Raw genomic sequence first — 22,319 nt, 5'->3', positions numbered from 1 at the left:
GGGAAGGTTGAAGCGAATGCCGGCGACCACCGGTCCGCAGAACGTGTCGGGGCGCGCCGGGGGCGAGGCGACCGATCAACGTCTGCACGTGGCCATTATCATGGATGGCAACGGCCGCTGGGCGAAGCAGCGGGGGATGCCGCGCGTCCTCGGTCATCGCGCCGGGGTCAACGCTCTCAAGCGCACCGTCGAGGGCGCTCAGGCTCAGAACGTTGGCGTTCTGACGGTCTTCGGCTTCTCGACTGAGAACTGGCGTCGGCCGGCGCACGAGGTCTCCGAGCTGATGAACCTGCTCAAGGCCTATGTCGAATCGGACCTCGAGCGCCTGGCCAAGGCGGGTGTGCGCGTCCGCATCATCGGCCGTCGCACGGGACTGTCGGCGGATATCGCCGAGGTGATCGACAGGGCGGAGAAGCGCACCGAGGGCAACACCCGGTTCACGCTGCAGGTGGCCTTCAACTATGGCGGTCAGGCCGACATCACCGACGCGGCCCGCGCCTTCGCCGAGAAGGTCGAGCGGGGCGAAGCCAAGGCCTCGGACCTGACCGAAGAGACCTTCGAGCGCTTCCTGTCGACGGCTTCCGCGCCGGCGCCGGACCTGATCGTGCGCACCAGCGGCGAGCGCCGGATCTCCAACTTCCTCCTCTGGGAGTGCGCCTACGCCGAGCTGGTCTTCCAGGACGTGCTCTGGCCGGACTACGGGCCCGAATCCCTGGCGGCCGCCATCGCAGACTATCGCCGTCGGGACCGACGCTACGGAGGGGTCGCTGCCGATGACGTCGCCGTCGCCGGCTAAGCGTTTCAACTGGGGCAATCTTCGGACGCGCGTGGTTTCCGCCACCGTGCTCGTGCCCACGGTCGTGGCCGCCGTCTGGTTCGGGGGCTACTGGATTCTGGCGTTGGCCCTCCTTTGCGTGGCTCTGCTGGCCCGCGAATGGGGGAAGATCAGCGCGCCCAAGGCTCCTCGAGCGGTCGGCGCCGTGGTCGGCGTCTTCTGCGCGATCGCCGTGATCGCCGGCTTCCTGCACAATTTCTACATCGCCTGGTCGGTGGTGCTGGTCGGCGCCTTCCTGGCGGGCCTGATCGCGCGCGGCGCGGTCGAGCGCCGGGCCGACGCGGCCTATGGCGTGGTCTATATCGCCCCGGCGGTCATCGCTCTGGTGTGGGTTCGCTCCCTGCCGGACGGTCTGTGGTGGACGCTGCTGCTGTTCGTGGTGACCTGGTTCGCCGACATCTTCGCCTATGTGGTCGGCAGCCTGCTGAAGGGGCCGAAGCTGTGGCCCCAGATCTCGCCCAACAAGACCTGGTCGGGCTTCATCGGTGGCCTGGTGGCGGCGACGATCGGCGCGATTCTGGTGGCCTACTTCGCCCACTTGAAGCTGGTCTGGCCCGCGGCGGCCCTGATCGGCCTGCTCGGCGGCCTGGCGACCATGGCCGGAGACCTCTGGGAATCGATCCTGAAGCGCCGCTTCGGCGTGAAGGACAGCGGCGACATCATTCCGGGCCACGGCGGCCTGCTGGATCGCGTCGATGGCCTGATGTTCGCGGCGATCGTCATCGCCGCCGTACGGCTGGTCGACCACGTGGGATGGGCGCATTGACCTTGCCCCGCAAGGTGGTGGTGCTGGGCTCGACCGGATCGATCGGCCTTTCGACCTTGAGCCTTTTCGAGGAATCCGGCGTAGAGGTCGAAATCCTGGCCCTGACGGCCGGTCGCAATGTCGAGCGTCTGATCGAGCAGGCCCGGCGCTGGTCGCCGAAAGTCGCGGTCATCGAGGACGAGAGCAAGCTTGAGACGCTGAGGGACGGCTTGGCCGGAACCGGCGTGCGCGCCGCCGCTGGCGCGGCCGCCGTGGCCGAGGCCGCCGCCATGGGCGCGGACTGGGTGATGTCGGCCATCGTCGGCGCGGCTGGCCTCCCCCCGACCGTCGCGGCGGCTCGCACCGGCGCGATCGTGGCCCTGGCCAACAAGGAAAGCCTCGTCTGCGCGGGTCCGGCCCTGCTGGCCATCGCCAAGGCGGCCGGCGGCTCGGTGATCCCGGTCGATTCCGAGCACTCCGCCATCTTCCAGGTGCTGCAGCCCGATTGCGCACACCGGGTGGCGCGTCTGATCCTGACCGCCTCGGGCGGCCCCTTCCGCACCTGGGACAGGGCCGCCATGGCCGCCGCGACCCCGGAGCAGGCCATCGCCCACCCGAACTGGAGCATGGGCGCCAAGATTTCGGTCGATTCCGCGACGATGATGAACAAGGGCCTCGAGATGATCGAGGCTTCCTACCTGTTCGGAACGCCCGAAGGCCGCATCGACGTCGTGATCCATCCCCAGTCCGTGATCCATAGTCTGGTCGAGTACGCCGATGGCTCGACCCTGGCCCAGCTGGGCCCGCCGGACATGCGCGCCCCGATCGCCTGCGCCTTCGCCTGGCCGGACCGACTGCCCTGGCCGGCGCCGCGCCTGGATCTGGCCGCCTACGGCCAGCTGACCTTCGAATCGCCCGACCTGGATCGCTTCCCGTCGATCGGAATCGCCCGCGAGGCTCTGCGCCTGGGCGGCGGGGCTCCGACGGCGATGAACGCGGCCAATGAGGTCGCCGTCGCCGCTTTCCTTGACCGGCGGATTGGCTTTCTCGATATTGCCGCCGCGGTGGCGGGAACTCTCGAGCGTATGAACAGTCTTGGCAGTCTCGTCGTCACGGAAAGTGACGCTGTCGATAATGCGATGATGATCGACGCCAGCGCTCGCCGCATTGCGGCCGAGGTTGTCGCGCAAAAGCATCGCCGGCTCTGATCCGGGGGACCGGCCAACCTTATGACTGACGTCTTGATCTTCATCCTGTCCACGGCCTTCGTGCTGTCCGTCGTGGTGACCATCCACGAGCTCGGGCACTACTGGGCCGCGCGGGCTTGCGGGGTGGCCATCGATTGTTTCTCGATCGGCTTTGGCCCGCCGCTGCTGTCGTGGACCGACAAGCACGGCGTCGAATGGCGCGTCGCCTCGATCCCCCTGGGCGGCTATGTCCGCTTCTCCGGCGACGAGAACGCCGCCAGCGTGCCCGACCAGGACAATCTGGCCGCCATGCGCGACTCGATCGTACGGCGCGAGGGCGAGGCGGGCGTCTCCAAGTACTTCCATTTCAAGCCGGTCTGGCAGCGGGCGATCATCGCCGTGGCCGGCCCGGTGTCGAACTTCGTCCTGGCCATCCTGATCATGGCCGTCTTCCTGGTGCTGGTGGGCTCGCCGCAGCGCGTGGCCAGCGTCAATGGCGTCGTGCCGGGCGGCGCGGCCGCCGTGGCCGGCTTCAAGAAAGGCGATATCATCGTCGCCGCCGACGGCCGCAAGATCGGCACGTTCCAGGATCTGCAGGGCTATGTCTCGCTGCGCGCCAACCTGCCGATCGACTTCACCGTCAAGCGGGGCCAGCAGCAGGTCCACCTGACCGCCACGCCGCGCCTGGTCGAGATCAACGACAAGATCAGCGGGCGCATGAAGACCGGCCAGCTGGGCATCGAGAACGCCGGGATCACCCAGTTCAAGCGCTCCAGCATCCTGACCGCCATTCCCGACGCCACGGTCGAGGTGTGGGGCATGATCAGGACGATCGGCTTCTATCTGGGCCGCCTCGTCACGGGTCAGTTGCCTGCCGACCAGATCAGCGGCCTGATTGGCATCGGCCATACCGCCGGCGCGGTGACCAAGGCCAGCGCCGCCGGCGCGCCCGATGTGGGCACCATGGCCCTGCGCGTCTTCATCTCGTCCATGCTGCTGATCGCCAGCCTGTCGGTCAGCATCGGCTTCATGAATCTGCTGCCGATCCCGGTCCTCGATGGCGGGCATCTGCTGATGTACGCCTATGAGGCCGTGGCCAAGCGGCCTCTACGGGCGGATTTCCAGGCGGCCGGCTTCCGCGCGGGGCTTGCCTTGATCCTGGGTTTCATGCTGTTCGCGGCGTGGAACGACCTCAACCGCTACGACGTGTTCAAATTCATCGGCGGCCTGTTCACGTGAACGCCCGCTCTTCGTCCATGATTGGTCCCATGAACAAACTTCGCGCCCAAAGCGCCGCGTTCGCCACGGGTATGGCGCTGCTCCTCGGCTCGACGGCCCTGGTGGCTCCGCATCAGGCTTTCGCCCAGGCCGCTCAGACCGGCGTGGTCCAGCGCATCGTCGTTCAGGGCAACGAGCGCATCGAGCAGGGCACGGTTCTGTCCTATCTGCCGATCCAGCCCGGCGACACCGTCGATTCCCAGCGCCTCGACCTGGCGCTGAAGACCCTGGCCCGCACCGACCTGTTCGCCGACGTGAAGATCGAGATGCAGGGCGGCGACCTGGTCGTGAAGGTCGTCGAGAATCCGATCATCAACCAGGTGGTCTTCGAGGGGAACTCGTCCCTGAAGGAAGACAAGCTGAAGGACGAAGTGCAGATTCGCCCGCGCGGCATCTTCACCCGCGCCAAGGTCCAGGCCGACGTTCAGCGGATCATCGAACTGTATCGCCGCTCGGGTCGCATCTCGGCGACCGTGACGCCCAAGGTGGTCGAGCTGCCGCAGAAGCGCGTCGACCTGGTCTTCGAAATCAGCGAAGGCCCCAAGAGCGGCGTGCTGGGGATCAACTTCCTCGGCAACAGCGAGTACTCGGACAACGACCTGCGCGACGTGGTCGTGACCAAGGAAAGCCGCTGGTACAAGATCCTGACCAGCAACGACAATTACGACCCCGACCGGATCGAGTACGACCGCGAACAGCTGCGCAAGCACTACCGTAACCGCGGCTTCTTCGACTTCCGCGTCGTCTCGTCGGTGGCCGAACTGGCGCCGGACAAGAACGGCTTCGCCGTCACCTACACCCTCGACGAAGGCCCGAAGTACAAGTTCGGCAAGGTCACCGTCGAAACCGAACTGAAGAAGCTGGACGGCAACCTGCTGGCCCAGATCCTGCCGATCCGCGCCGGCCAGCTGTACGAGGACGAGCGCATCGAGCAGGCCACCGACGCCCTGACCTTCGCGGCGGGCGCGGCCGGCTTTGCCTTCGTGGACGTGCGTCCGCGCTATGTGCCCAATCGCGAGACCAAGACCGTCGACGTGGTGTTCTCGGTCCGTGAAGGCCCGCGCGTCTATGTCGACCGCATCGACATCGTCGGCAACACCCGCACGCTGGACTACGTCCTGCGCCGCGAACTGGAAGTGGCCGAGGGCGACGCCTATAACCGCGTGCTGGTCGACCGCTCGAAGAACAACATCCGCCGCCTCGGCTTCTTCAAGGAAGTCGATATCGAAGACACCCCGGGCTCGGCCCCGGACCGCACCAACCTGAGGGTGAAGGTCGAGGAGCAGCCGACGGGCGAACTGTCATTCAGCGCCGGTTACAGCTCGGTCGACAAGCTGGTGCTCGACGTCGGTATCACCGAGCGCAACTTCCGCGGCCGCGGCCAGAACCTGCGGGCTCGCGCCTCGGTCGGTTCGCTGCGCCAGCAGGTCGATTTCGGCTTCAGCGAGCCGCGCTTCGCCGGCCGTAACCTGGTTGCGGGCGTCAACCTCTACACCTTCCGCTACGACCTGTCGGACTACGCGGCCTACGACACCAAGTCGGTCGGCGGCGACATCCGCTTCGGCTTCCCGCTGACCAACGACTCGTCGATGAGCCTGCGCTACACGGTCCGTCAGGACGAGGTCAGCGTCGCCGACAGCCTCTGCACCAGCGGTTCTGTCTCGCAGATCCTCTGCCTGCAGCGCGGCGCGTACATCACCTCGCTGATCGGCTACGGCCTGCGCATCGACAAGCGCAACGATCCGATCAATCCGACCCGCGGCTGGTTCGCCGACCTGAACCAGGATCTGGCCGGCATCGGCGGCGACGTGAAGTACCTCAAGACCGAAGCCGACGCCGGCTGGTACTGGGGCTTCAACAAGGATCTGGTGTTCAGCGCCACCGGCTCGGTCGGCTATATCGAGGGCTGGGGCGGCGACAACGTCCGCATCAACGACCGCTTCTATCGCGGCGGCACCTCGTTCCGCGGCTTCGAGATCGCCGGTATCGGTCCGCGTGACATCTCGAGCACCAACAACTCGATGGGCGCCAAGCTTTACGCCATCAGCACCTTCGAGCTGACTGTCCCGACCTTCCTGCCCGAGCAGTACGGCATCAAGGCCGCCCTGTTCAGCGACGTGGGTACGGCGGGTCTGCTGGATGATGTGGATCGTCAGCGTTCGCCCGGCGTGTTCGATCCCAACATCAAGGATAACCTCGGCCTGCGTGCTTCGGCGGGTATCTCGATCGACTGGAAGTCCCCCATGGGCCCCATTCGATTCGATATCAGCCGCATTTTGGCCAAGGAAGACTACGACCGAACCGAAACCTTCCGGTTCTCCACCTCCACAAGGTTCCAATAAACATGTCCAAGTTCCTGTCCGCGGCCGCGTCCAGCGTTGTCGCTCTCGCCCTCGCGACCAGCGCCTCGGCCCAGACGGCTCCGGCCGCCGCCGCTCCCGCGGCTCCGGCTGTCACGCACGGTCCGGCTCTGCCGGGCGTCTGCATCTTCTCGAGCCAGGGCGCTGTCGGCAACTCGATGGTGGGTAAGGCGGTCGATGCTCGCCTGAAGACCATCATCCAGCAGGTCAACGCCGAACTGACCGCCGAGCGCACCGGCCTCGACAACGAAGCCAAGGCCCTCGACGCCAAGAAGGCCACCCTGGCCCAGGACGCCCTGGAGCAGCAGGCCGCCGCTCTGCAGGTCAAGGCCAACGCCTGGCAGCGCAAGGGCCAACTGCGTCAGAAGGAAGTCGAAACCACCGAGCAGAAGGCGCTGCAGCGGGTCTATCAGGAGATGGATACGCCGATCCGCCAAGTCTACCAGGCGCAGAAGTGCAGCATCCTGTTCGATCGTGAATCGGTGATGCTGGCCAACCCGGCGATGGACATCACCGGCGCCGTGGTCGCCGCGCTCGACGCGCGCATCAAGACTCTGACCTTCGATCGCGAACGTCTGGACCAAGGCGTCCCGGGCGCAGCGGCCCTGCAGCCGACCAATAAGTAAGCGAATCGTCTCCTTTAGGATTACCTAGGGGAACTTATTCGTGAGGAGCCATGCCGGACCCCCGTTTCTTCGACAACCTGGGTCCGGCATCGCTTTCCGAGTTGGCCCGGGCCGGCGCCGCCGAGTTGGCGGATGCCGCCCTGGGCGACCGGGCCATCATCCGCGCCGCGCCGCTGGATGACGCCGACGCGCAAGGCGTCGCTTTCTTCTCGGACGCCAAGCGCAAGGACGCTGCCGGGGCCACCCTGGCCGGCGCGTGTTTCGTGCGCCCGGAGCACGGCGATCTTCTTCCCGAGACCTGCGCCGCGCTGATCACCAGACATCCCCAGGCGGCCTGGGCCGCGGCCGTGAGCCGTCTTCACGCGCCGCGCCGTCACGATCCATCCGCCGCCGCCCTTCATCCGGAGGCGGAGCTGGAAGATGGCGTCCTCCTGGCGCCCAACGTGACGATCGGCCAGGGAGCGAGAATTGGGCGCGGCACGCGGATCGGCCCCGGGGCCGTTATCGGTCCGGGCGTGCTGATCGGGCGTGACTGCGTGATCGGCGCCAACGCCGTCATCGGTTTCGCGCTCGTCGGCGACCGGGTTTCGATCTCGGCCGGCGCGGTGCTGGGCGAGGCGGGCTTCGGGGCCGCCGGCGGGCCGCGCGGCATGGTCGACATGCCCCAGCTGGGCCGGGTGGTGATCCAGGACAACGTCACGATCGGCGCCAACAGCTGCGTCGATCGGGGCGCCTTCGCCGACACCATGATTGGCGAGAACACCAAGATCGACAACTTGGTGCATGTCGCGCACAACGTCCGTGTAGGACGTAATTGCGTTCTGGCGGCCTATACGGGGCTGTCGGGAAGCACGATCGTCGGCGACGGTGTCGCTTTCGGCGGCAAGGCCGGCGTCGCCGACCATTTGAACATCGGCTCGGGCGCGAGCATCGGGGCCGCCGCCTCGGTGTTCAAGGACGTGCCGGAAGGTGAAACTTGGACGGGATTCCCGGCGCGGCCGCTCAAGCGGTGGCTTCGGGAGACCGCGTGGCTGTCGCGCATGGCGGGCGGTCGAGGGACGAGGGGCAGACCATGAGCGAGAACACCGAGCAAACGGTGCGGACCGATATCGACATCGCGGAGATCCTGGCGCGCATCCCGCACCGTTATCCGTTCCTGCTGGTGGACCGCGCCGAAGACTACAAGCCTGGCCAGTCGATCGTCGGCATCAAGTGCGTGACGATCAACGAGCCGTTCTTCCAGGGCCATTTCCCGGGCAACCCGGTGATGCCCGGCGTGCTGATCATCGAGGCCCTGGCTCAGACGGGCGCGGTGCTGATGAGCAAGACACTGGAAGTCGACACCGAAGGCAAGACCATCTTCTTCATGTCGATCGACGGCGTGCGCTTCCGCAATCCCGTGCGCCCGGGCGACGTGATCCGGATGGAGGTCGAGGTGGTGCGCGCGCGTTCGTCGATCTTCAAGTTCAAGGGCGTGGCCAAGGTCGGCGACAAGGTGGCCGCCGAGGCCGAGTTCGCCGCGATGGTGGTCGAGACGGGACCCAAGGCATGACCATCCATCCCACCGCCATCATCGCGCCCGAGGCCAAGATCGCCGCAGACGTCGAGATCGGGCCCTATAGCATCGTCGGCCCTGACGTGACCCTGGAGGCGGGCGTGCGGCTGCTGTCGCATGTGGTGGTGGAGGGCGCGACGACGATCGGCGAGAATTGCATCGTCCATCCGTTCGCCAATCTCGGCGGGCCGCCCCAGCATCTGGGCCACAAGGGCGAGCGCACCGAACTGCTGATCGGGCCGCGCAATATCATCCGCGAGCACGTGACCATGCACACGGGCACGGCCTCGGGCCGGGGCGTGACCACCATCGGTTCGGACGGCCTCTACATGGTCGGTTCGCACGTGGCGCACGATTGCATCGTCGGCGACTTCGTGGTGCTGGCCAAGGGTGCGACGCTCGGCGGTCACGTGGCGATCGGCGACTACGTGTTCATGGGCGGCCTGGCCGCCGCGCATCAGTTCTCGCGCATCGGCCGTTACAGCTTTATCGGCGGTTTGGCCGCCGTGACCAAGGACGTCATTCCGTACGGCTCGGTGTGGGGCAACCACGCCCATCTCGAGGGCCTGAATCTGGTCGGCCTCAAGCGCCGGGGCTTCTCGCGCGAGACGATCAACGCCTTGCGCGCGGCCTATCGCCTGATGTTCGCCGACGAAGGCACGTTCCAGGAGCGGCTCGACGACGTAGCCGAAACCCATGCGGCGATCACGGAAGTGATGGAGATCGTTGACTTCATCCGCGCCGACGCCAATCGTCCGCTCTGCCTGCCCGAGCGCGAGATCTAGGACCGGGTGATGCGTAAGCTGGGACTGATCGCCGGCGGCGGGTCGCTGCCCGTCGAACTGGCGGACCATTGCGAGGCCGCTGGCCGCGCCTTCGCCGTCATGCGGCTGCGCGGCTTCGCCGAACCGTCGCTGGCCCGCTATCCCGGCGTCGAGGTCGGCATCGGCGAGTTTGGCAAGGCGTTCAAGGCGTTGCGTGCCGAGGGCTGCGAGGTCGTCTGCTTCGCCGGCGACGTGAAGCGTCCGGATTTCGGCGCGCTGATGCCCGATGCGCGCGGCCTGCTGATCATGCCCAGCCTGATCAAGGCGGCGCGCCAGGGCGACGACGCGCTGCTGCGCCGGGTGCTGGACGAGTTCGAGAAGGAAGGCTTCGAGATCGAGGGCGCGCACGAGGTGGTCGGCGAGATGACCTTGCCGCGCGGTCGCCTGGGCAAGTTCTATCCGCGCGACGAGCACATGGCCGATATCGACAAGGCCCTGCTGGTGGCGCGGGAGATCGGCCGGCTGGACGTGGGGCAGGGCGCCGTTGTCTGCAATGGCCTCGTCCTGGCCGTCGAGGCCCAGGAGGGCACCGACGCCATGCTGCGCCGGGTGGCCGAGCTGCCCCAGGCGATCCGAGGTTCGGCCGAGCGTCCCCGCGGCGTGCTGGCCAAGGCGCCCAAGCCGATCCAGGAGACCAAGGTCGATCTGCCGACTATCGGCGTCGCCACCATCCAGCGCGCCGCCCGCGCCGGCCTGGCCGGAGTGGTTGGCGAGGCCGGCGGCCTGCTGGTCGTTGACCGTAAGGCCGTTATGGCCTGCGCGGACGATCTGGGCCTGTTCGTGCTGGGGGTCGATCCTCGGGAGCAACCCTGATGGCTGCCCCGCCAAACAGACCCCTGAAAGTCATGCTGGTCGCCGCCGAGGCCTCGGGCGACGCGCTGGGGGCCGGCCTGGCCAAGGCGCTGCGAGCGCGTCTGGGCGACAGCGTCACTTTCGTCGGCGTCGGCGGGGCGAAGATGGCCGAGCTGGGCGTCGATAGCCCCTTCGACATCGCTCAGTTGTCGATTCTAGGCATCGTGGAGGGGGTGAAGGCCTATCCGACGGTCAGGGCCCGCCTTAAAGACACGGTGGCTCTGGCGGCTCGCGAAAAGCCCGACGTGGCCATCCTGATCGATAGCTGGGGCTTCAACATCCGCCTGGCTCACGCTCTGCGGAAGCTGGATTCCAGGTTGCCGCTGGTGAAGTACGTCGCGCCGCAGGTCTGGGCCTATCGCGCGGGCCGCGCCCGGAGCCTGGCCAAGGCCTTCGATCTGTTGCTGTCGATCCAGCCGATGGACAAGCCGTATTTCGACGCCGTGGACCTGCCCAGCGTCTTCGTCGGCAACTCGGCCCTGGCCAAGCGTTTCGACGAAGCCGACGGCGCGAGATTGCGCGCGGCGATCGGGGTCTCGTCCTCGGCTCAAATCCTGCTCGTGCTGCCGGGCAGCCGCCCGTCCGAGATCGAGCGCGTTTTGCCAGCCTTCGAGGACGCCGTGCGCCGTCTGAAGGCCGAATGGCCTGAGCTGGAGATCGTCGTCCCCGCCGCCTACACCGTCGCCGAAGCCGTGAAGGCGCGCATCGCCGGCTGGCCGTTCCGGGCGCACGTGATCGAGGACGAACGGCTAAAGGACGACGCCTTTGTCGCCGCCGACGTCGCGCTGGCCTGCAGCGGCACGGTGACGACCGAGTTGGCCCTCGCCGGCCGCCCGATGGTGGTCGGCTACAAGACAGCGCCCCTGACCTACGCCATCCTCAAGCGCCTGATGAAGCCGCGCTGGGTCACGTTGTTCAACATCGCCGCCGCTCGGGAGATCGCGCCCGAGCTGCTTCAGGACGCCTGCGAGGGCGGAGGCCTGGCCCGCGAAGTGTCGCGCCTGCTGGACGATCCGGCGCTGCGCGCCGCGCAGTCGGCCGCGCAGAACGCCGCGCTGGACAAGATGGGCCGAGGCATGCCCGACCCGTCGACAGCCGCGGCCGACGCCCTAGTCGACTTCCTGGAGGCGCGAGGCCAGGCTGCGGCCTGAAACCGCCCGGTCGACCGCGCCTAACAGCTTGGCCACGTCGATCGGCTTGCCGACATGGTCGTCCATGCCCGCCTCGATCAGCAGCTCGATCTGATGGCGCATGGCGTTGGCCGTCAGAGCGATCACCGGGGTGCGCGGACGGCCTTCCTCGGCCTCTAGTCGGCGGATTTCCTTCAACGCCGTCAAGCCGTCCATGACCGGCATGTGGATGTCCATCAACACCACGTCCCAACGCTCGTCGCGCCATGCGGCCAGGGCCTTGGCGCCATTGTCGACGATGAGGGGCTCGATGCCGGCCTGGCTCAGGACCGAGCGCAGAACCAGCTGGTTGGTCGGGTTGTCCTCGGCGGCCAGGATGCGGAGGCCCGGCGCGGTGTCGGGCGCTGTCTCGTCCTCGGGCTGGGCGAACGTGTCGACCTTGGCCAACGGCAGGACGACGGTAAAGGCGCTGCCTTCACCCAGGCGGCTGAACAGGGTGATGTCGCCGTCCATGCGCCGGGCCAGCTCACGGCTGATGGCCAGGCCCAGACCCGCCCCGCCATGGCGGCGGGTGGCGATGTCGTCCAAGAGCACGAAGCGGCCGAACAGACGCTCCTGCTCGTCGGCGGCGACGCCGGGACCGGTGTCCGCGACCGTCACTTCAAGTCGGCCGCCCACGTAGTCAGCCACGATCGACAGGCCGCCGGTTTCAGTGAACTTCACGGCGTTGGACAGCAGATTATGCAGGATCTGTCTCAGCCGGCCGGCGTCGCCCAGATAGGCGCCTTCGGCGGTCGGTGAGATGGTCAGGTCGTGGCTCAAGCCCTTGCCGTAAGCCAGGGCGGCGAAGGTCTGGCCGCAGCCGATCAGCAGTTCGCGCAGGTCGAACGGCTCTGGGCGCAGCTCCAGCTGTCCGGACTCGATGCGGGCCAAGTCCAGCACGTCGTTGAGGATATCCGTCAGGGCCTTGCCGGATTGGCGAACCACGTCCAGGCGTCCGCGCTGGGTCGGAGACAGTTCGTCGGCCTGCATCACTTGCGCCATGCCCAGGATGCCGTTCAGCGGCGTGCGGATCTCGTGGCTCATGGTCGCCAGAAACGACGACTTGGCCTGGTTGGCGCTGGCCGCCTCGGCCTCGCGGGCCTGGGCCAGGGCGGTGGCCGCCGCCATCTGCCGCACGGTCGCCTCGCGGTGCAGGGCGTAGCGCAGCACGTAGGCGAAGAAGCACAGCACCGCGACCAGAGAAAGCGCCAGCTGGACAGGGCCGGTCGATGGAAAGGTCAGAACGGTGATCAGCAGCACTTGCAGCACCACGGCGGCCAGGGCGGCCAGGCCGATCCGGCGAGAGATCACGAACTCGGCCGTGCAGCTCAGCGCGACGGCGCCCATCATGGCTCCTCCGGTCATCACCGAGGCGCGCGTGCCCACCATCACCAAGGCTGACGGCAGGCTGGCGTAGACGAAAGTGTAGACCAAGGTGAAGGCGGCCAGCACGGTCTCGAGGATCGGCGCAGCTTGGCCATGCTTGGCGATGAACCGGCAAAGCAACTGGCTGGCGCCGATCAGCGCCGCGGCGATGGCCAGCCAAGCGGCGCAGAGCCTGGGATCGAGCCAGGCGCAGCTCCCGGCGGCGGCCAGCACGGTCATCGGCACGATGGACAGTAGGTCGCGGCGCCGATGCTCGACGATGCTCAGCCACCGCGTATCCAGAACGCACCTCTTACGCCGGAACCATACTCACCTTAGAGGCGAGACATCGCGATGTTCATACTTCGAAGGTTAACCAGCGATTTACGTCCGGGGGCTAACGTCTTCATAACTGTCGCCGTGGAGCCGTTGTCGTGGCCATAGACCCGACCACGCCCGTGACCCCGATCCTTCCAGCCCCCGCAGCTGGGACGCCGGCCGATTCTGTCGCGACCCTTCAGGCCATGGCGCGCCAGGCGCTCGCCAATTCGACCGCTCAGCTCGGCGAGATCGTCGGTCGTCCGCCCGCCGTTCAATCCAGGCCCGGCGCGTCCGTCGAGCAGGCGGGGCAGGCCGGCGCCCACGACACCAGCCACGCCGCTGACGCGCACGGCGCCAAGGTCGCGCCACCAGCGCTTCAGCAGGCGGCTCTGGCCAAGCCCGAGACTCGGCTGGCGCGCGCCGTGCGCATCGCGGCCGCCGAGGCCGTGCCGCGTCAGACGGGCTTGGCTCCGCTGATGGCCAATATCCGCGCCGTCGTCGAACGCCCCGACACGCCGGCCGAGGTGCGCGAGGCGGGCAGGGCGCTGCTTGCCAAGGCGCCTTCGGCCGCTCAGATCGCCACGCCCCAGGGCCTGCGTCAGGCTATCGAGCGGTCCGGCGTCTTCCTGGAGGCCAGTATGGCCCGCGCCGCCACCACGCCGGCCCTGGAGGGCTCTCCGCGTCTTCAAGAGGCTGGCGACATGAAGGCCGCGTTGCTGGTCTTCCGGGGCGCGCTGTCGGGCTGGCTGGCCAAGGCGCCGCCGCGTCAGACCTTGGAAGCGCCAATCGACGGGCCGGTCTCGATCCCTGCGGCCGGCGAAAGAACCGAGGCCCCATCGCCAGCGTCGCTTCGCGCCGTTCGATCCGTTCCGACGCCGCCGGCGATAACCCAGCGCACCCCGACCGCCGCCAATTCCGCAGCCATCCAACCCGGTCTTGAGGCCGCGCCCAGGCCGCCAACCCACGCGCCGCCGATCCATTCAAGCGAGGTCCCCGATATCGCGCCGGCGGCTCTTCCGGCGAGCGCCAAGGCTCCGGAGCCGCCGCCCGAGGACGATGGCCTCGCGGCGCGCTTCGGCGCCTTCGTGGCCGCGCCCAAGCCGTCCGCGACCGTCCAGACGCCCGTCCGGGCGGCGATGTCGGCGCTGGTTCAGTTGGGCCTGATCGCCGAGGAAGCTCTCGCCGAAGCGCCCGTCGCCGGGGCGGCCGCCGAGCCTAGACCGCTGACGCCAGGGGGCTACGGCGCGGCGCCAGCCGAGGCTTCGCGCTCGAAGACGCCGCCCCCGCCCTACGCCGGCGGCCCGATGGTCGGTCAGAAGCCGGCCACGCCCGAACTGCCCGCTGACCCGTCGCCGGCCGATCTGGTGCGGCGCCTGCTGAAGGGAACCAACGGCGCCCTGGCCCGCCAGGATCTGATGCAGATCGCGTCGCTGCCGGAGGCGCACGAACCCGAGACCGCCGAGGCCCGGCCGCAGCAGGCCGGCCGCCTGAACCTCGACCTGCCGTTCATGACGCCACAGGGCGTGGCTGTCGCTCAGTTCGAGATCAGCCACGACGGCGGGGGCTCGGGGGGCGGCGCGGTCGGTCCGGCCGAACGCACCTACAAGGCGCGCTTCTCGCTAGACCTCGAGCCGCTGGGCCCTGTCCACGCCCTGATCACTCTGACCGGCTCGCACACGCGCGTGTCGCTGTGGGCCGAGCGGGCCGAGACCATCGCGCGCCTTCGCGCTGGCGAGGAGACCCTGGGCGCGGCCTTGCGCCGGGCCGAGTTGTCGCCCGAGGTCGCCGTCCATTCCGGCGCTCCGTCCAGTCCGAGCGCCGGCAGTCCGCTGGGCCATTTCGTGGATCAGGCCTCATGAGCGGGATCACCGGACCCTCGGCTCGGCCGCGCATCGCCGTCGCGCTGCTCTACGAAGACCCCAACGCGCCCAAGGTCGTGGCCTCCGGTCAGGGCTGGCTGGGCGAAAAAATCATTGAGACCGCTCGCGAACACGGCGTGCCGATCGAGGAAGATCCCGTCCTGGCCCAGGCCCTCTCGACCCTGGAGATCGACGAGGAGATCCCCGAGGCCCTCTACCGCGCCGTCGCAGAGGTCCTGAGCTTCCTGCTAAAACGCTAGAAACGAAAAAGGCCCCGCCGAAGCGGGGCCTGATCCGTGTCTCCGAGGGAGAAGCGTCTAGCGCTTTTCGACCGGGACGTAGTCGCGCTGCGTGGCGCCCGTATAGAGCTGACGCGGACGACCGATCTTGCGGGTCGGGTCCTCGAACATCTCCTTCCACTGGCTGATCCAGCCGACGGTGCGGGCCAGGGCGAACAGCACGGTGAACATGTTGGTCGGGAAGCCCATCGCGCGCAGGGTGATGCCCGAATAGAAGTCGATGTTCGGGTACAGCTTACGGTCGATGAAGTACGGATCGCTCAGGGCGACCTTTTCCAGTTCCTGGGCGACCTGCAGCAGCGGGTCGTTGTTGTGGCCCAGTTCCGCCAGCACTTCGTGGGCGGTCTTCTGCATGACCTTCGCGCGCGGGTCGAAGTTCTTGTACACGCGGTGGCCGAAGCCCATCAGCTTGTACTTGCGGTCCTTCACGCCCTGGACGTAGTCCGGGATGTTCTCGACCGAACCGATGGTCTCCAGCATCTCCAGCGCTTCCTGGTTGGCGCCGCCGTGCGACGGGCCCCAAAGGCAGGCGATGCCGGCGGCGATGCAGGCGAACGGGTGCGCGCCCGACGAACCGGCCAGACGGACGGTCGAGGTCGAGGCGTTCTGCTCGTGGTCGGCGTGCAGGATGAAAATCCGGTCCATGGCGCGGGTCAGCACCGGGTTCGGCTTCCAGTCCTCGGCCGGCACGGCGAAGCACATGCGCAGGAAGTTTTCCGAATAGGACAGGTCGTTGCGCGGCGACACGAACGGCTGGCCGACCGTGTACTTGTAGGCGCGGGCGGCGATCGTCGGCATCTTGGCGATCAGGCGATGGGCGCTGATCTCGCGCTCACGAGCGTCGTCGACATTGATGCTATCAGCGTAGAAGGCCGACAGGGCGCCGACGGCGCCGGTCATGACGGCCATCGGGTGGGCGTCGCGGCGGAAGCCCTCGAAGAAACGGTCGAACTGAGCGTGCAACATCGTGTGGTAGGTGATGTTGTGCTCGAACTTGGCGAATTCGTCGGCCGTCGGCAGTTCGCCGTTCAGCAGCAGGTGGCAGACTTCGAGGAACGAGGACTTCTCGGCCAGTTGGTCGATCGGATAGCCGCGGTGCAGCAGAACCCCGGCGTCGCCGTCGATATAGGTGATCTTGCTTTCGCACGACGCGGTCGAGGTGAAGCCCGGATCGAACGTGAAGTGGTCGCTTTCAGCGTAGACTTTCCGAATGTCGAGGACGTCCGGACCCGTGCTGCCCTTGAGGATCGGCAGGTCATAGCTCTTGTCGCCGATCGTCAGCGTGGCTTTATCGGTCATACTTAGACCCCTCCATAAATTGGAACGAGCAGTCCAACTTTCGTTTTCGCAGGTGCGTTATAGCGCCTCATGCGCGCGGCGCCAGGGCGTCGTCAAGGCGCCCCAAGCTCTCTTCGCGCGAGAGGGCGGCCATGGTCTTGTTCAGATCGGGCGCCTGGGCGCCGCCGGTCAGAATCCCGCGCAGGGCCGGACCGAACTTGCCAAAGCCGACGCCTTCGGATTCCGCGAACGTTTTCAACACGGTTTCCAGGGTCGTGGCGTCGAAGGCCGGCGCGGCCGCCAGTTGATCGCGCAGGCGCTTGAGCCGCTCGACGGTTTCTTCGGTGAGCTGCTTTTGGGTTTTCTCTTCCAGCGCGAAGGGCCGTGTCTTCAGTGCGAACGCACAGTGGTCGACCAGCTCCAGGATGGTCTTGGCGCCTTCCTTCACTTCCGGAACGGTGCGGGCGATGCGCTCGCGGGCGTCGGCGGGCAGGGGCTCGCCGCGCTTCCGGGCGGCGTCCAGCGCCAGGTCCGTCAGACGCGCGTCGTCGGCCTTGCGCAGGTGCTGAGCGTTGATGTGGTTCAGCTTGGCCCAATCCAGACGCGCGGGCGCCTTGACCACGTCGGCCACGTCGAACCAGGCGATCGCCTGCTCGTCGTTGAACACCTCGTCGTCGCCATGGCCCCAGCCCAGGCGCGCCAGGTAGTTGCGCATGCCTTCGGGGATATAGCCGAGATCGGCGAACTCGCCGACAGCCTGGGCGCCGTGACGCTTGGAGAGCTTGGCGCCGTCCGGGCCATGGATCAGCGGGATGTGGGCGAAGGCCGGCACGCCCCAGTCCATCGCCTGGTAGATCAGGCTCTGGCGGGCGGCGTTGTTCAGGTGGTCGTCGCCGCGGATCACGTGGGTGACGCCCATGTCGTGGTCGTCGACGACCACGGCCAGGTTGTAGGTCGGGGCGCCGTCAGCGCGAAGCAAAACGAGGTCGTCCAGCTCGATGTTCTTGAAGGTCACCGGGCCCTTCACGAGGTCGTTGACCACGGTCTCGCCGTCAAGCGGGCCCTTGAAGCGGATCACGTGCGGGACCGACAGGTCGCCTTCCGGCGCGTCGCGCCAGGGCGAGCGTATGGCCTTGCCTTCGGCGCGGGCTTTCTCGCGGGCGACTTCCAGTTCCTCGACGGTCATCCAGCAGCGATAGGCGCGACCCTTGGCGAGCAACGCGTGCACGACCTCGACGTGGCGCGGGGCGCGGGTGTGCTGGAACACGACCTCCTCGTCCGATTCCAGGCCCAGCCAGTTCAGCCCCTCGAAGATCGCCGCGACGGCGGCTTCGGTCGAACGCTCGCGATCGGTGTCTTCGACGCGAACAAGGAACTTCCCTCCCGTATGGCGCGCATATAACCAGTTGAACAGCGCCGTGCGGGCGCCGCCGATATGCAGGAAGCCGGTGGGCGAGGGGGCGAAGCGCGTGACGACGCCCGTCGAAGCGGGGCCGGTGGAGGTGGAGTTCGACATGGGCTTCAAAACTGTGGGGCTGGACGCCGAAATGGCGTTGACGAGCACGAACCGCAAGGCGGCTTGGATGGCGCGTCTTAGCACGTGGCTTCGCGCTGGACCTAGTGGTTTTCCGCATCGCGGCGAACTGAGAACGCTCGCCAAAAACGCAAGGGTTTCCGGGTGTTAGGCGTTGAAGCCGTCGAGGCGCCGCCGTCGGTGTCCGCGCCCCGCCTATCGTTGTCCACCGTGAAGGCCGCGCTGCTGGCGGAAGGTCGCGTCAATCTGGATCGGGCGTTCCTGTGGGCGCCGGTGGCGTTTGGTCTCGGCGCGGCGGGCTATCTGGAGGCTCGGGGCGAACCGGCGCTCTGGATGCTGGCGCTGGCGGCAGGATCGTTGGCGGCGACCTGGTGGGCCTGCCAACGCTGGAACGCGCCGGGCGTGCTCGTGGTGCTGGCCAGCCTCGCGGCGTTCGGGGCGGGCGGCGGTCTGGCCGCCAAGGTTCGGAGCGATCGCGTGGCCGCGCCGCTCGTGGTGGGGGAGCGGGTCGTGCGTCGGGTGGACGGTTTCGTCGTCGACGTCGCCAGTCCCGGCGTGGGCGGACCGCGCTTGCTGATCGCGCCGGTGGCGGTCTCGGGCTTGTCGCCGGAACGAACGCCGCGCCGGATCCGCGTCACGATCGGAGAGAACGAGACGCCGGCGCCAGGGCGGGCGGTTCGACTGCGGGCCATGCTGGGACCGCCACCGCCGCCGGCCGCGCCGGGATCCTATGATTTCGCCCGCGACGCCTGGTTCGACTCGATCGGCGGCGTCGGCTTCACGATCGGCGAGCTGGGGGCGGCGCGGCTCGATCCGCCGCCCATGAGCTTGCGCCTGACCATGGCGATCAATTCCTTCCGCTGGACTCTGGCTCAGCGGATTCTGGTGCGGATGGGCCCCAGCAGCGGCGGCATCGGCGCGGCCATGGTCACCGGCCACGAGGCCTGGATCACCGAGGACCAGACCGAGGCCATGCGCGCCTCGGGCCTGGCGCATATCCTCTCCATTTCCGGCCTGCACATGGCCATTGTCGGCGGTTTCGTGTTCGGCGCCGTGCGGCTGGGCGTCGCCGCTTGGCCTTGGCTGGCCTTGCGGGCGCCGGGCAAGAAGATCGCCGCTGTCGCCGGCCTTGCCGCCGTCCTGGGCTATCTCGTCATCTCCGGCGCGCCGCCGCCGGCCGAGCGGGCGGCGATAACGGCCAGCGTCGCCTTCCTGGCCATTCTGTTCGACCGCCGCGCCATCACCCTGCACGGCCTGGCCGTCGCGGCGCTGCTGATCCTGGCGATGAAACCCGAGACCGCCGGAGAGCCGGGCTTTCAGATGTCGTTCGCCGCCACCGCCGCCCTGGTGGCCTTGGCCGAAAGCTGGCCTCAGCCGGTGAAGGAGATCTCGACGCCGTGGTGGATCCGCTGGCCGCAGGCCGGATTGACCTGGCTGGCGGCCTCGGTCGCGGCGAGCCTGGTGGCGGGCCTAGCCACCGCGCCGTTCGCCATGCAGCACTTCAACCGCGTCGCCGTCTGGGGGCTGCCGGCCAACCTGGCGGTCGCGCCGCTCTCGTCGTTCGTGATCATGCCGTTCCTGGCGGTCGGCACGCTGCTGGAGCCGTTCGGCATGGGCGCGCCGTTTCTGGCCGTGGCCGGTTGGGGAGTCGACGCCATGGTGGCGATCGCCAACGGCTTCGCCGACGCCCGCGGCGCCCAGAGGATCGTGGCCAGCGCGCCGCAGCAGGTCCTGGTGGTCGCGCTCCTAGGCCTGATGATCCTGTGCCTCTGGCGCGGCCGGCTGCGGTGGATCGGGGCTCCCCTGGCCCTGGCGGTCGCCCTGTGGCCAAGGCCCGCCGCGCCGGACGCCTGGATCGCCAGCGATGGCGCGACGGTCGCCGTCCGCTCGGGCGACGCGGCGGTATTGCTGCGCGCCGACGCCAAGCGGTTCGGCGCCGAGCTCTGGGCGCGCCGGCGCGGCCTGACGCCGGCGACCTGGAGCCTTTATGCCTGCGACAAACGGATCTGCGCGCCGGAACTGGGCGCGCCCGTGCGCCTGTCGCTGGCGTGGAGTCGCAAGACACCCGACGCCGAAACGCTGGCGGGTCTCTGCGTGCGCAGCGAGGTCGTGGTGATCCGCGCCCCGGCCCCCGCGCGCATGCCGCCATTGTGCGCCGACACCGTGCTGCTGACAGCCGAGGATTTCGCGAGGGGCGGGGCCGCGGAGCTCTATCGTCGGCCCGATGGCTGGCGCATCGTCTGGGCTCAGCCCCTGCGCGGCGACCGGCCGTGGAGTCGTCCAGCGGGGCGCCGCCTGCTGACAGCCGATGTCACCAGCGTCCGCTAAACCTTGGGACGTCATCCAGGAGTGCAGTGACATGTCGGACCCGTTCGCCGCCCGTCGCGCAGCCTTCCGCGCCCTCCACGCCGAGGGCTGTTTCGTCTTGCCGAACCCGTGGGACGTCGGCGGCGCCAAACGTCTGGAAAAGCTCGGGTTCAAGGCCCTGGCCTCGACCAGCGCCGGCATGGCCTGGGCGTTGGGCAAGGACGATGGCCAGGTCAACCGCGATGACGTCGTCGATCACCTGTGCATGCTGTGCGCCGCCACCGACCTGCCGGTGAACGCCGACTTCGAGAACGGCTTCGCTGACACGCCCGAGGGCGTTGGCGAGAGCGTGACCCTGGCCATCGAGGCTGGCGTGGCGGGCCTTTCGATCGAGGACTGGTCGGGCTCGGCGCTCTACGATCTGCCGGTCGCGGTCGAGCGCCTGAAGGCCGCCCGCGCGGCGATCGACGCCTCGGGCCAGGACGTGATCCTGGTGGGGCGCACCGAAGGCTATCTCCGCGGCGTCCGCGATCTCGCCGTGACCCTGGAGCGCCTGAAGGCCTATGCGGCCGCGGGCGCCGACTGCCTTTACGCCCCGGCGGTGACGGATCCCCAGGAGATCAAGGTCATCGTCCAGGCCGTGGCGCCCAAGCCGGTTAATGTCCTGCTCTGGGGACCCGAGATGTCGGTCGAGAGCCTGGGGGCGCTGGGCGTGCGCCGTGTCAGCACCGGCGGTTCGCTCGCGGCGGCGGCCTGGGCGGGCTTCGACGCGGCCGCCAAGCGGCTGGCGCAGGCAGGGCGACTGTAGGCGTCACGCAGGCGGAATTTTGCCACCGCTTGCGAGGAGGTTCGACCGATTTGACCGCCATATCGCGTCATGAAATCAGGGCATAAGGAATGCTCTTCCGCGCGCGTGTGATTGTGCGTGAAACTGGAAGGCGAGCACCTTCTCAACCGAGTTCACCGCGAGATACGCACCGTGAAGTCTTCCCCCATTCTGCTCCTCGTCATGTTTCCAGCGGTTTGCGCCAGCGCGCCCCTCCGCGGCCCGACCACGACGTCTTTTGACTTTTCCAAGACGACGATCGGGGTGGACATCACGGTCAAGGGCAGACCGCTGCACATGATCCTCGACACCGGCGTCGACCCCTCGGTCATCGACCTCGCGACGGCCGAGAGCCTCGGCCTGAAGATCGATCGCGGCGACGCCGGTGAGGCAAGCGGCTTCGGTGACGGCAAGGGCGCGGCGGTTTTCCCGACCGAGATCGAGGGCCTGGCGATCAAGGGCGCCCGCTTCGGCAAGTTCGAAGCCCTGGCGACCGAGATGGGCGGCCTGTCGGGCGCCCTGGGCCGCAAGCTGGACGGCGTGCTGGGCTACAGTTTCCTCAGCGACAAGACGGTCCTGATCGACTACCCGGCCAGCAAGCTTTCGATCCTGTCGCGCGCCAGCGAAGCGACGGCTCTGACGAAGGGGTGCGCCACGCGCTGGACCACGCCGCTGAGGACTGTCGACAGTTTCCCGATCATTCCCGACTTCCGGATGGGGGACGCGAAGGCGCCTGTGAGTCTCGACACCGGCTCCACCGGCTCCATCGGCCTCTTTCAGAGCGCGCTGGATCTGCCAGGCGCGCGAGACGCGCTCGCCGAGGCCGGGACGATCACCCGGACAGGCGCGCGAGGCGAGGCCAAGTCCAAGAGCTACAGCTTCAATGCGCCGGTCGGCTTCGGGCCATTCACCTTGCCGGCCGGACAGATCGTCAGCACCTACTCCGAGGCGGGCTCGACCGACACGCGGGTGGCCAATGTCGGCAACAAGCTCTTGGCGGCGATGAAGCTGAGACTGCTGCTCGACTATCGCGGCAAGACCATGGCCTTCTACGGCGATTGCCCCTAGAACGGCGCAACCGACCGCGATGTCCGGA

The 22,319-nt window shown here is 68.0% G+C and carries 19 protein-coding genes; 16 read left to right on the top strand and 3 right to left on the bottom strand.

Annotation, left to right across the window (positions count from 1 at the left end; translation table 11 throughout):
* Window positions 1-16: 16 nt before the first annotated feature.
* The 11 genes from uppS to lpxB are packed head-to-tail and all read left to right on the top strand — an operon-like array spanning window position 17 to window position 11,413.
* Window positions 17-796, top strand: a complete 780-nt coding sequence (gene uppS, locus EIK80_RS18770) for a polyprenyl diphosphate synthase (protein ID WP_125158536.1) — start codon at window positions 17-19, stop codon at window positions 794-796.
* Window positions 774-1,601, top strand: coding sequence for a phosphatidate cytidylyltransferase (locus EIK80_RS18765; RefSeq protein ID WP_125158535.1), 828 nt, complete (start codon window positions 774-776; stop codon window positions 1,599-1,601). The genes uppS and EIK80_RS18765 overlap by 23 nt, the downstream gene beginning before the upstream one ends.
* Window positions 1,589-2,788, top strand: coding sequence for a 1-deoxy-D-xylulose-5-phosphate reductoisomerase (gene dxr / locus EIK80_RS18760; RefSeq protein ID WP_125158534.1), 1,200 nt, complete (start codon window positions 1,589-1,591; stop codon window positions 2,786-2,788). The genes EIK80_RS18765 and dxr overlap by 13 nt, the downstream gene beginning before the upstream one ends.
* A gap of 21 nt (window positions 2,789-2,809) precedes the next feature.
* Window positions 2,810-4,006, top strand: coding sequence for an RIP metalloprotease (locus EIK80_RS18755; protein ID WP_125158533.1), 1,197 nt, complete (start codon window positions 2,810-2,812; stop codon window positions 4,004-4,006).
* A gap of 17 nt (window positions 4,007-4,023) precedes the next feature.
* Window positions 4,024-6,387: an outer membrane protein assembly factor BamA gene (gene bamA / locus EIK80_RS18750; RefSeq protein WP_125158532.1), complete on the top strand. Its 2,364-nt coding sequence runs from the start codon at window positions 4,024-4,026 to the stop codon at window positions 6,385-6,387.
* A 2-nt stretch (window positions 6,388-6,389) separates the two neighbouring features.
* On the top strand, window positions 6,390-7,031 hold the full coding sequence (locus EIK80_RS18745) for an OmpH family outer membrane protein (RefSeq protein ID WP_125158531.1): 642 nt from the start codon (window positions 6,390-6,392) through the stop codon (window positions 7,029-7,031).
* Window positions 7,032-7,081: 50 nt separating this feature from the next.
* Window positions 7,082-8,107 (top strand): UDP-3-O-(3-hydroxymyristoyl)glucosamine N-acyltransferase, encoded by a 1,026-nt coding sequence (gene lpxD / locus EIK80_RS18740; protein ID WP_125158530.1) that lies wholly within the window; start codon window positions 7,082-7,084, stop codon window positions 8,105-8,107.
* Entirely contained in the window at window positions 8,104-8,583 is a 480-nt protein-coding gene (gene fabZ, locus EIK80_RS18735; protein WP_125158529.1) for a 3-hydroxyacyl-ACP dehydratase FabZ, read from the top strand. The genes lpxD and fabZ overlap by 4 nt, the downstream gene beginning before the upstream one ends.
* A complete protein-coding gene (gene lpxA / locus EIK80_RS18730; RefSeq protein WP_125158528.1) occupies window positions 8,580-9,371 on the top strand; it encodes an acyl-ACP--UDP-N-acetylglucosamine O-acyltransferase in 792 nt (263 codons plus the stop codon). Before fabZ ends, lpxA begins: the two co-directional genes overlap by 4 nt.
* 9 nt (window positions 9,372-9,380) lie before the next feature.
* The gene (locus EIK80_RS18725; protein ID WP_125158527.1) at window positions 9,381-10,223 is read left to right on the top strand and encodes an LpxI family protein; all 843 of its coding nucleotides are present in this window, start codon (window positions 9,381-9,383) and stop codon (window positions 10,221-10,223) included.
* On the top strand, window positions 10,223-11,413 hold the full coding sequence (gene lpxB, locus EIK80_RS18720) for a lipid-A-disaccharide synthase (RefSeq protein ID WP_125158526.1): 1,191 nt from the start codon (window positions 10,223-10,225) through the stop codon (window positions 11,411-11,413). Before EIK80_RS18725 ends, lpxB begins: the two co-directional genes overlap by 1 nt.
* On the opposite strand, the gene EIK80_RS18715 is transcribed toward lpxB, so the two are convergent.
* Window positions 11,372-13,039 (bottom strand): ATP-binding protein, encoded by a 1,668-nt coding sequence (locus EIK80_RS18715; RefSeq protein ID WP_125158605.1) that lies wholly within the window; start codon window positions 13,037-13,039, stop codon window positions 11,372-11,374. The genes lpxB and EIK80_RS18715 overlap by 42 nt on opposite strands.
* Window positions 13,040-13,233: 194 nt before the next feature.
* Here EIK80_RS18715 and EIK80_RS18710 point away from each other — a divergent pair, with 194 nt between their 5' ends.
* Window positions 13,234-14,979 (top strand): flagellar hook-length control protein FliK, encoded by a 1,746-nt coding sequence (locus EIK80_RS18710; protein ID WP_125158525.1) that lies wholly within the window; start codon window positions 13,234-13,236, stop codon window positions 14,977-14,979.
* The gene (locus tag EIK80_RS18705; protein ID WP_099577655.1) at window positions 14,976-15,239 is read left to right on the top strand and encodes an EscU/YscU/HrcU family type III secretion system export apparatus switch protein; all 264 of its coding nucleotides are present in this window, start codon (window positions 14,976-14,978) and stop codon (window positions 15,237-15,239) included. Before EIK80_RS18710 ends, EIK80_RS18705 begins: the two co-directional genes overlap by 4 nt.
* A 57-nt stretch (window positions 15,240-15,296) precedes the next feature.
* On the opposite strand, the gene gltA is transcribed toward EIK80_RS18705, so the two are convergent.
* Window positions 15,297-16,577, bottom strand: coding sequence for a citrate synthase (gene gltA / locus EIK80_RS18700; RefSeq protein ID WP_125158524.1), 1,281 nt, complete (start codon window positions 16,575-16,577; stop codon window positions 15,297-15,299).
* Between the two features lie 67 nt (window positions 16,578-16,644).
* A complete protein-coding gene (gltX, locus tag EIK80_RS18695) occupies window positions 16,645-18,072 on the bottom strand; it encodes a glutamate--tRNA ligase (RefSeq protein WP_125158523.1) in 1,428 nt (475 codons plus the stop codon).
* Window positions 18,073-18,270: 198 nt separating this feature from the next.
* Here gltX and EIK80_RS18690 point away from each other — a divergent pair, with 198 nt between their 5' ends.
* The 3 genes from EIK80_RS18690 (at window position 18,271) to EIK80_RS18680 (ending at window position 22,291) form a co-directional block, all read left to right on the top strand.
* Complete coding sequence (locus EIK80_RS18690) at window positions 18,271-20,418, top strand: ComEC/Rec2 family competence protein (RefSeq protein ID WP_233586883.1); 2,148 nt, start codon at window positions 18,271-18,273, stop codon at window positions 20,416-20,418.
* 31 nt (window positions 20,419-20,449) lie between these two features.
* Window positions 20,450-21,205 carry an isocitrate lyase/phosphoenolpyruvate mutase family protein gene (locus EIK80_RS18685; RefSeq protein WP_125158521.1) on the top strand — a complete coding sequence of 252 codons (756 nt, stop codon included), beginning with the start codon at window positions 20,450-20,452 and terminating at the stop codon, window positions 21,203-21,205.
* 171 nt (window positions 21,206-21,376) lie between these two features.
* Window positions 21,377-22,291 (top strand): retropepsin-like aspartic protease, encoded by a 915-nt coding sequence (locus EIK80_RS18680; RefSeq protein WP_125158520.1) that lies wholly within the window; start codon window positions 21,377-21,379, stop codon window positions 22,289-22,291.
* Window positions 22,292-22,319 lie beyond the last annotated feature (28 nt).

The organism is Caulobacter sp. 602-1 (assembly GCF_003931565.1).
Taxonomy (GTDB): domain Bacteria; phylum Pseudomonadota; class Alphaproteobacteria; order Caulobacterales; family Caulobacteraceae; genus Caulobacter.
This window is presented reverse-complemented; position numbering and strand designations above follow the sequence as displayed.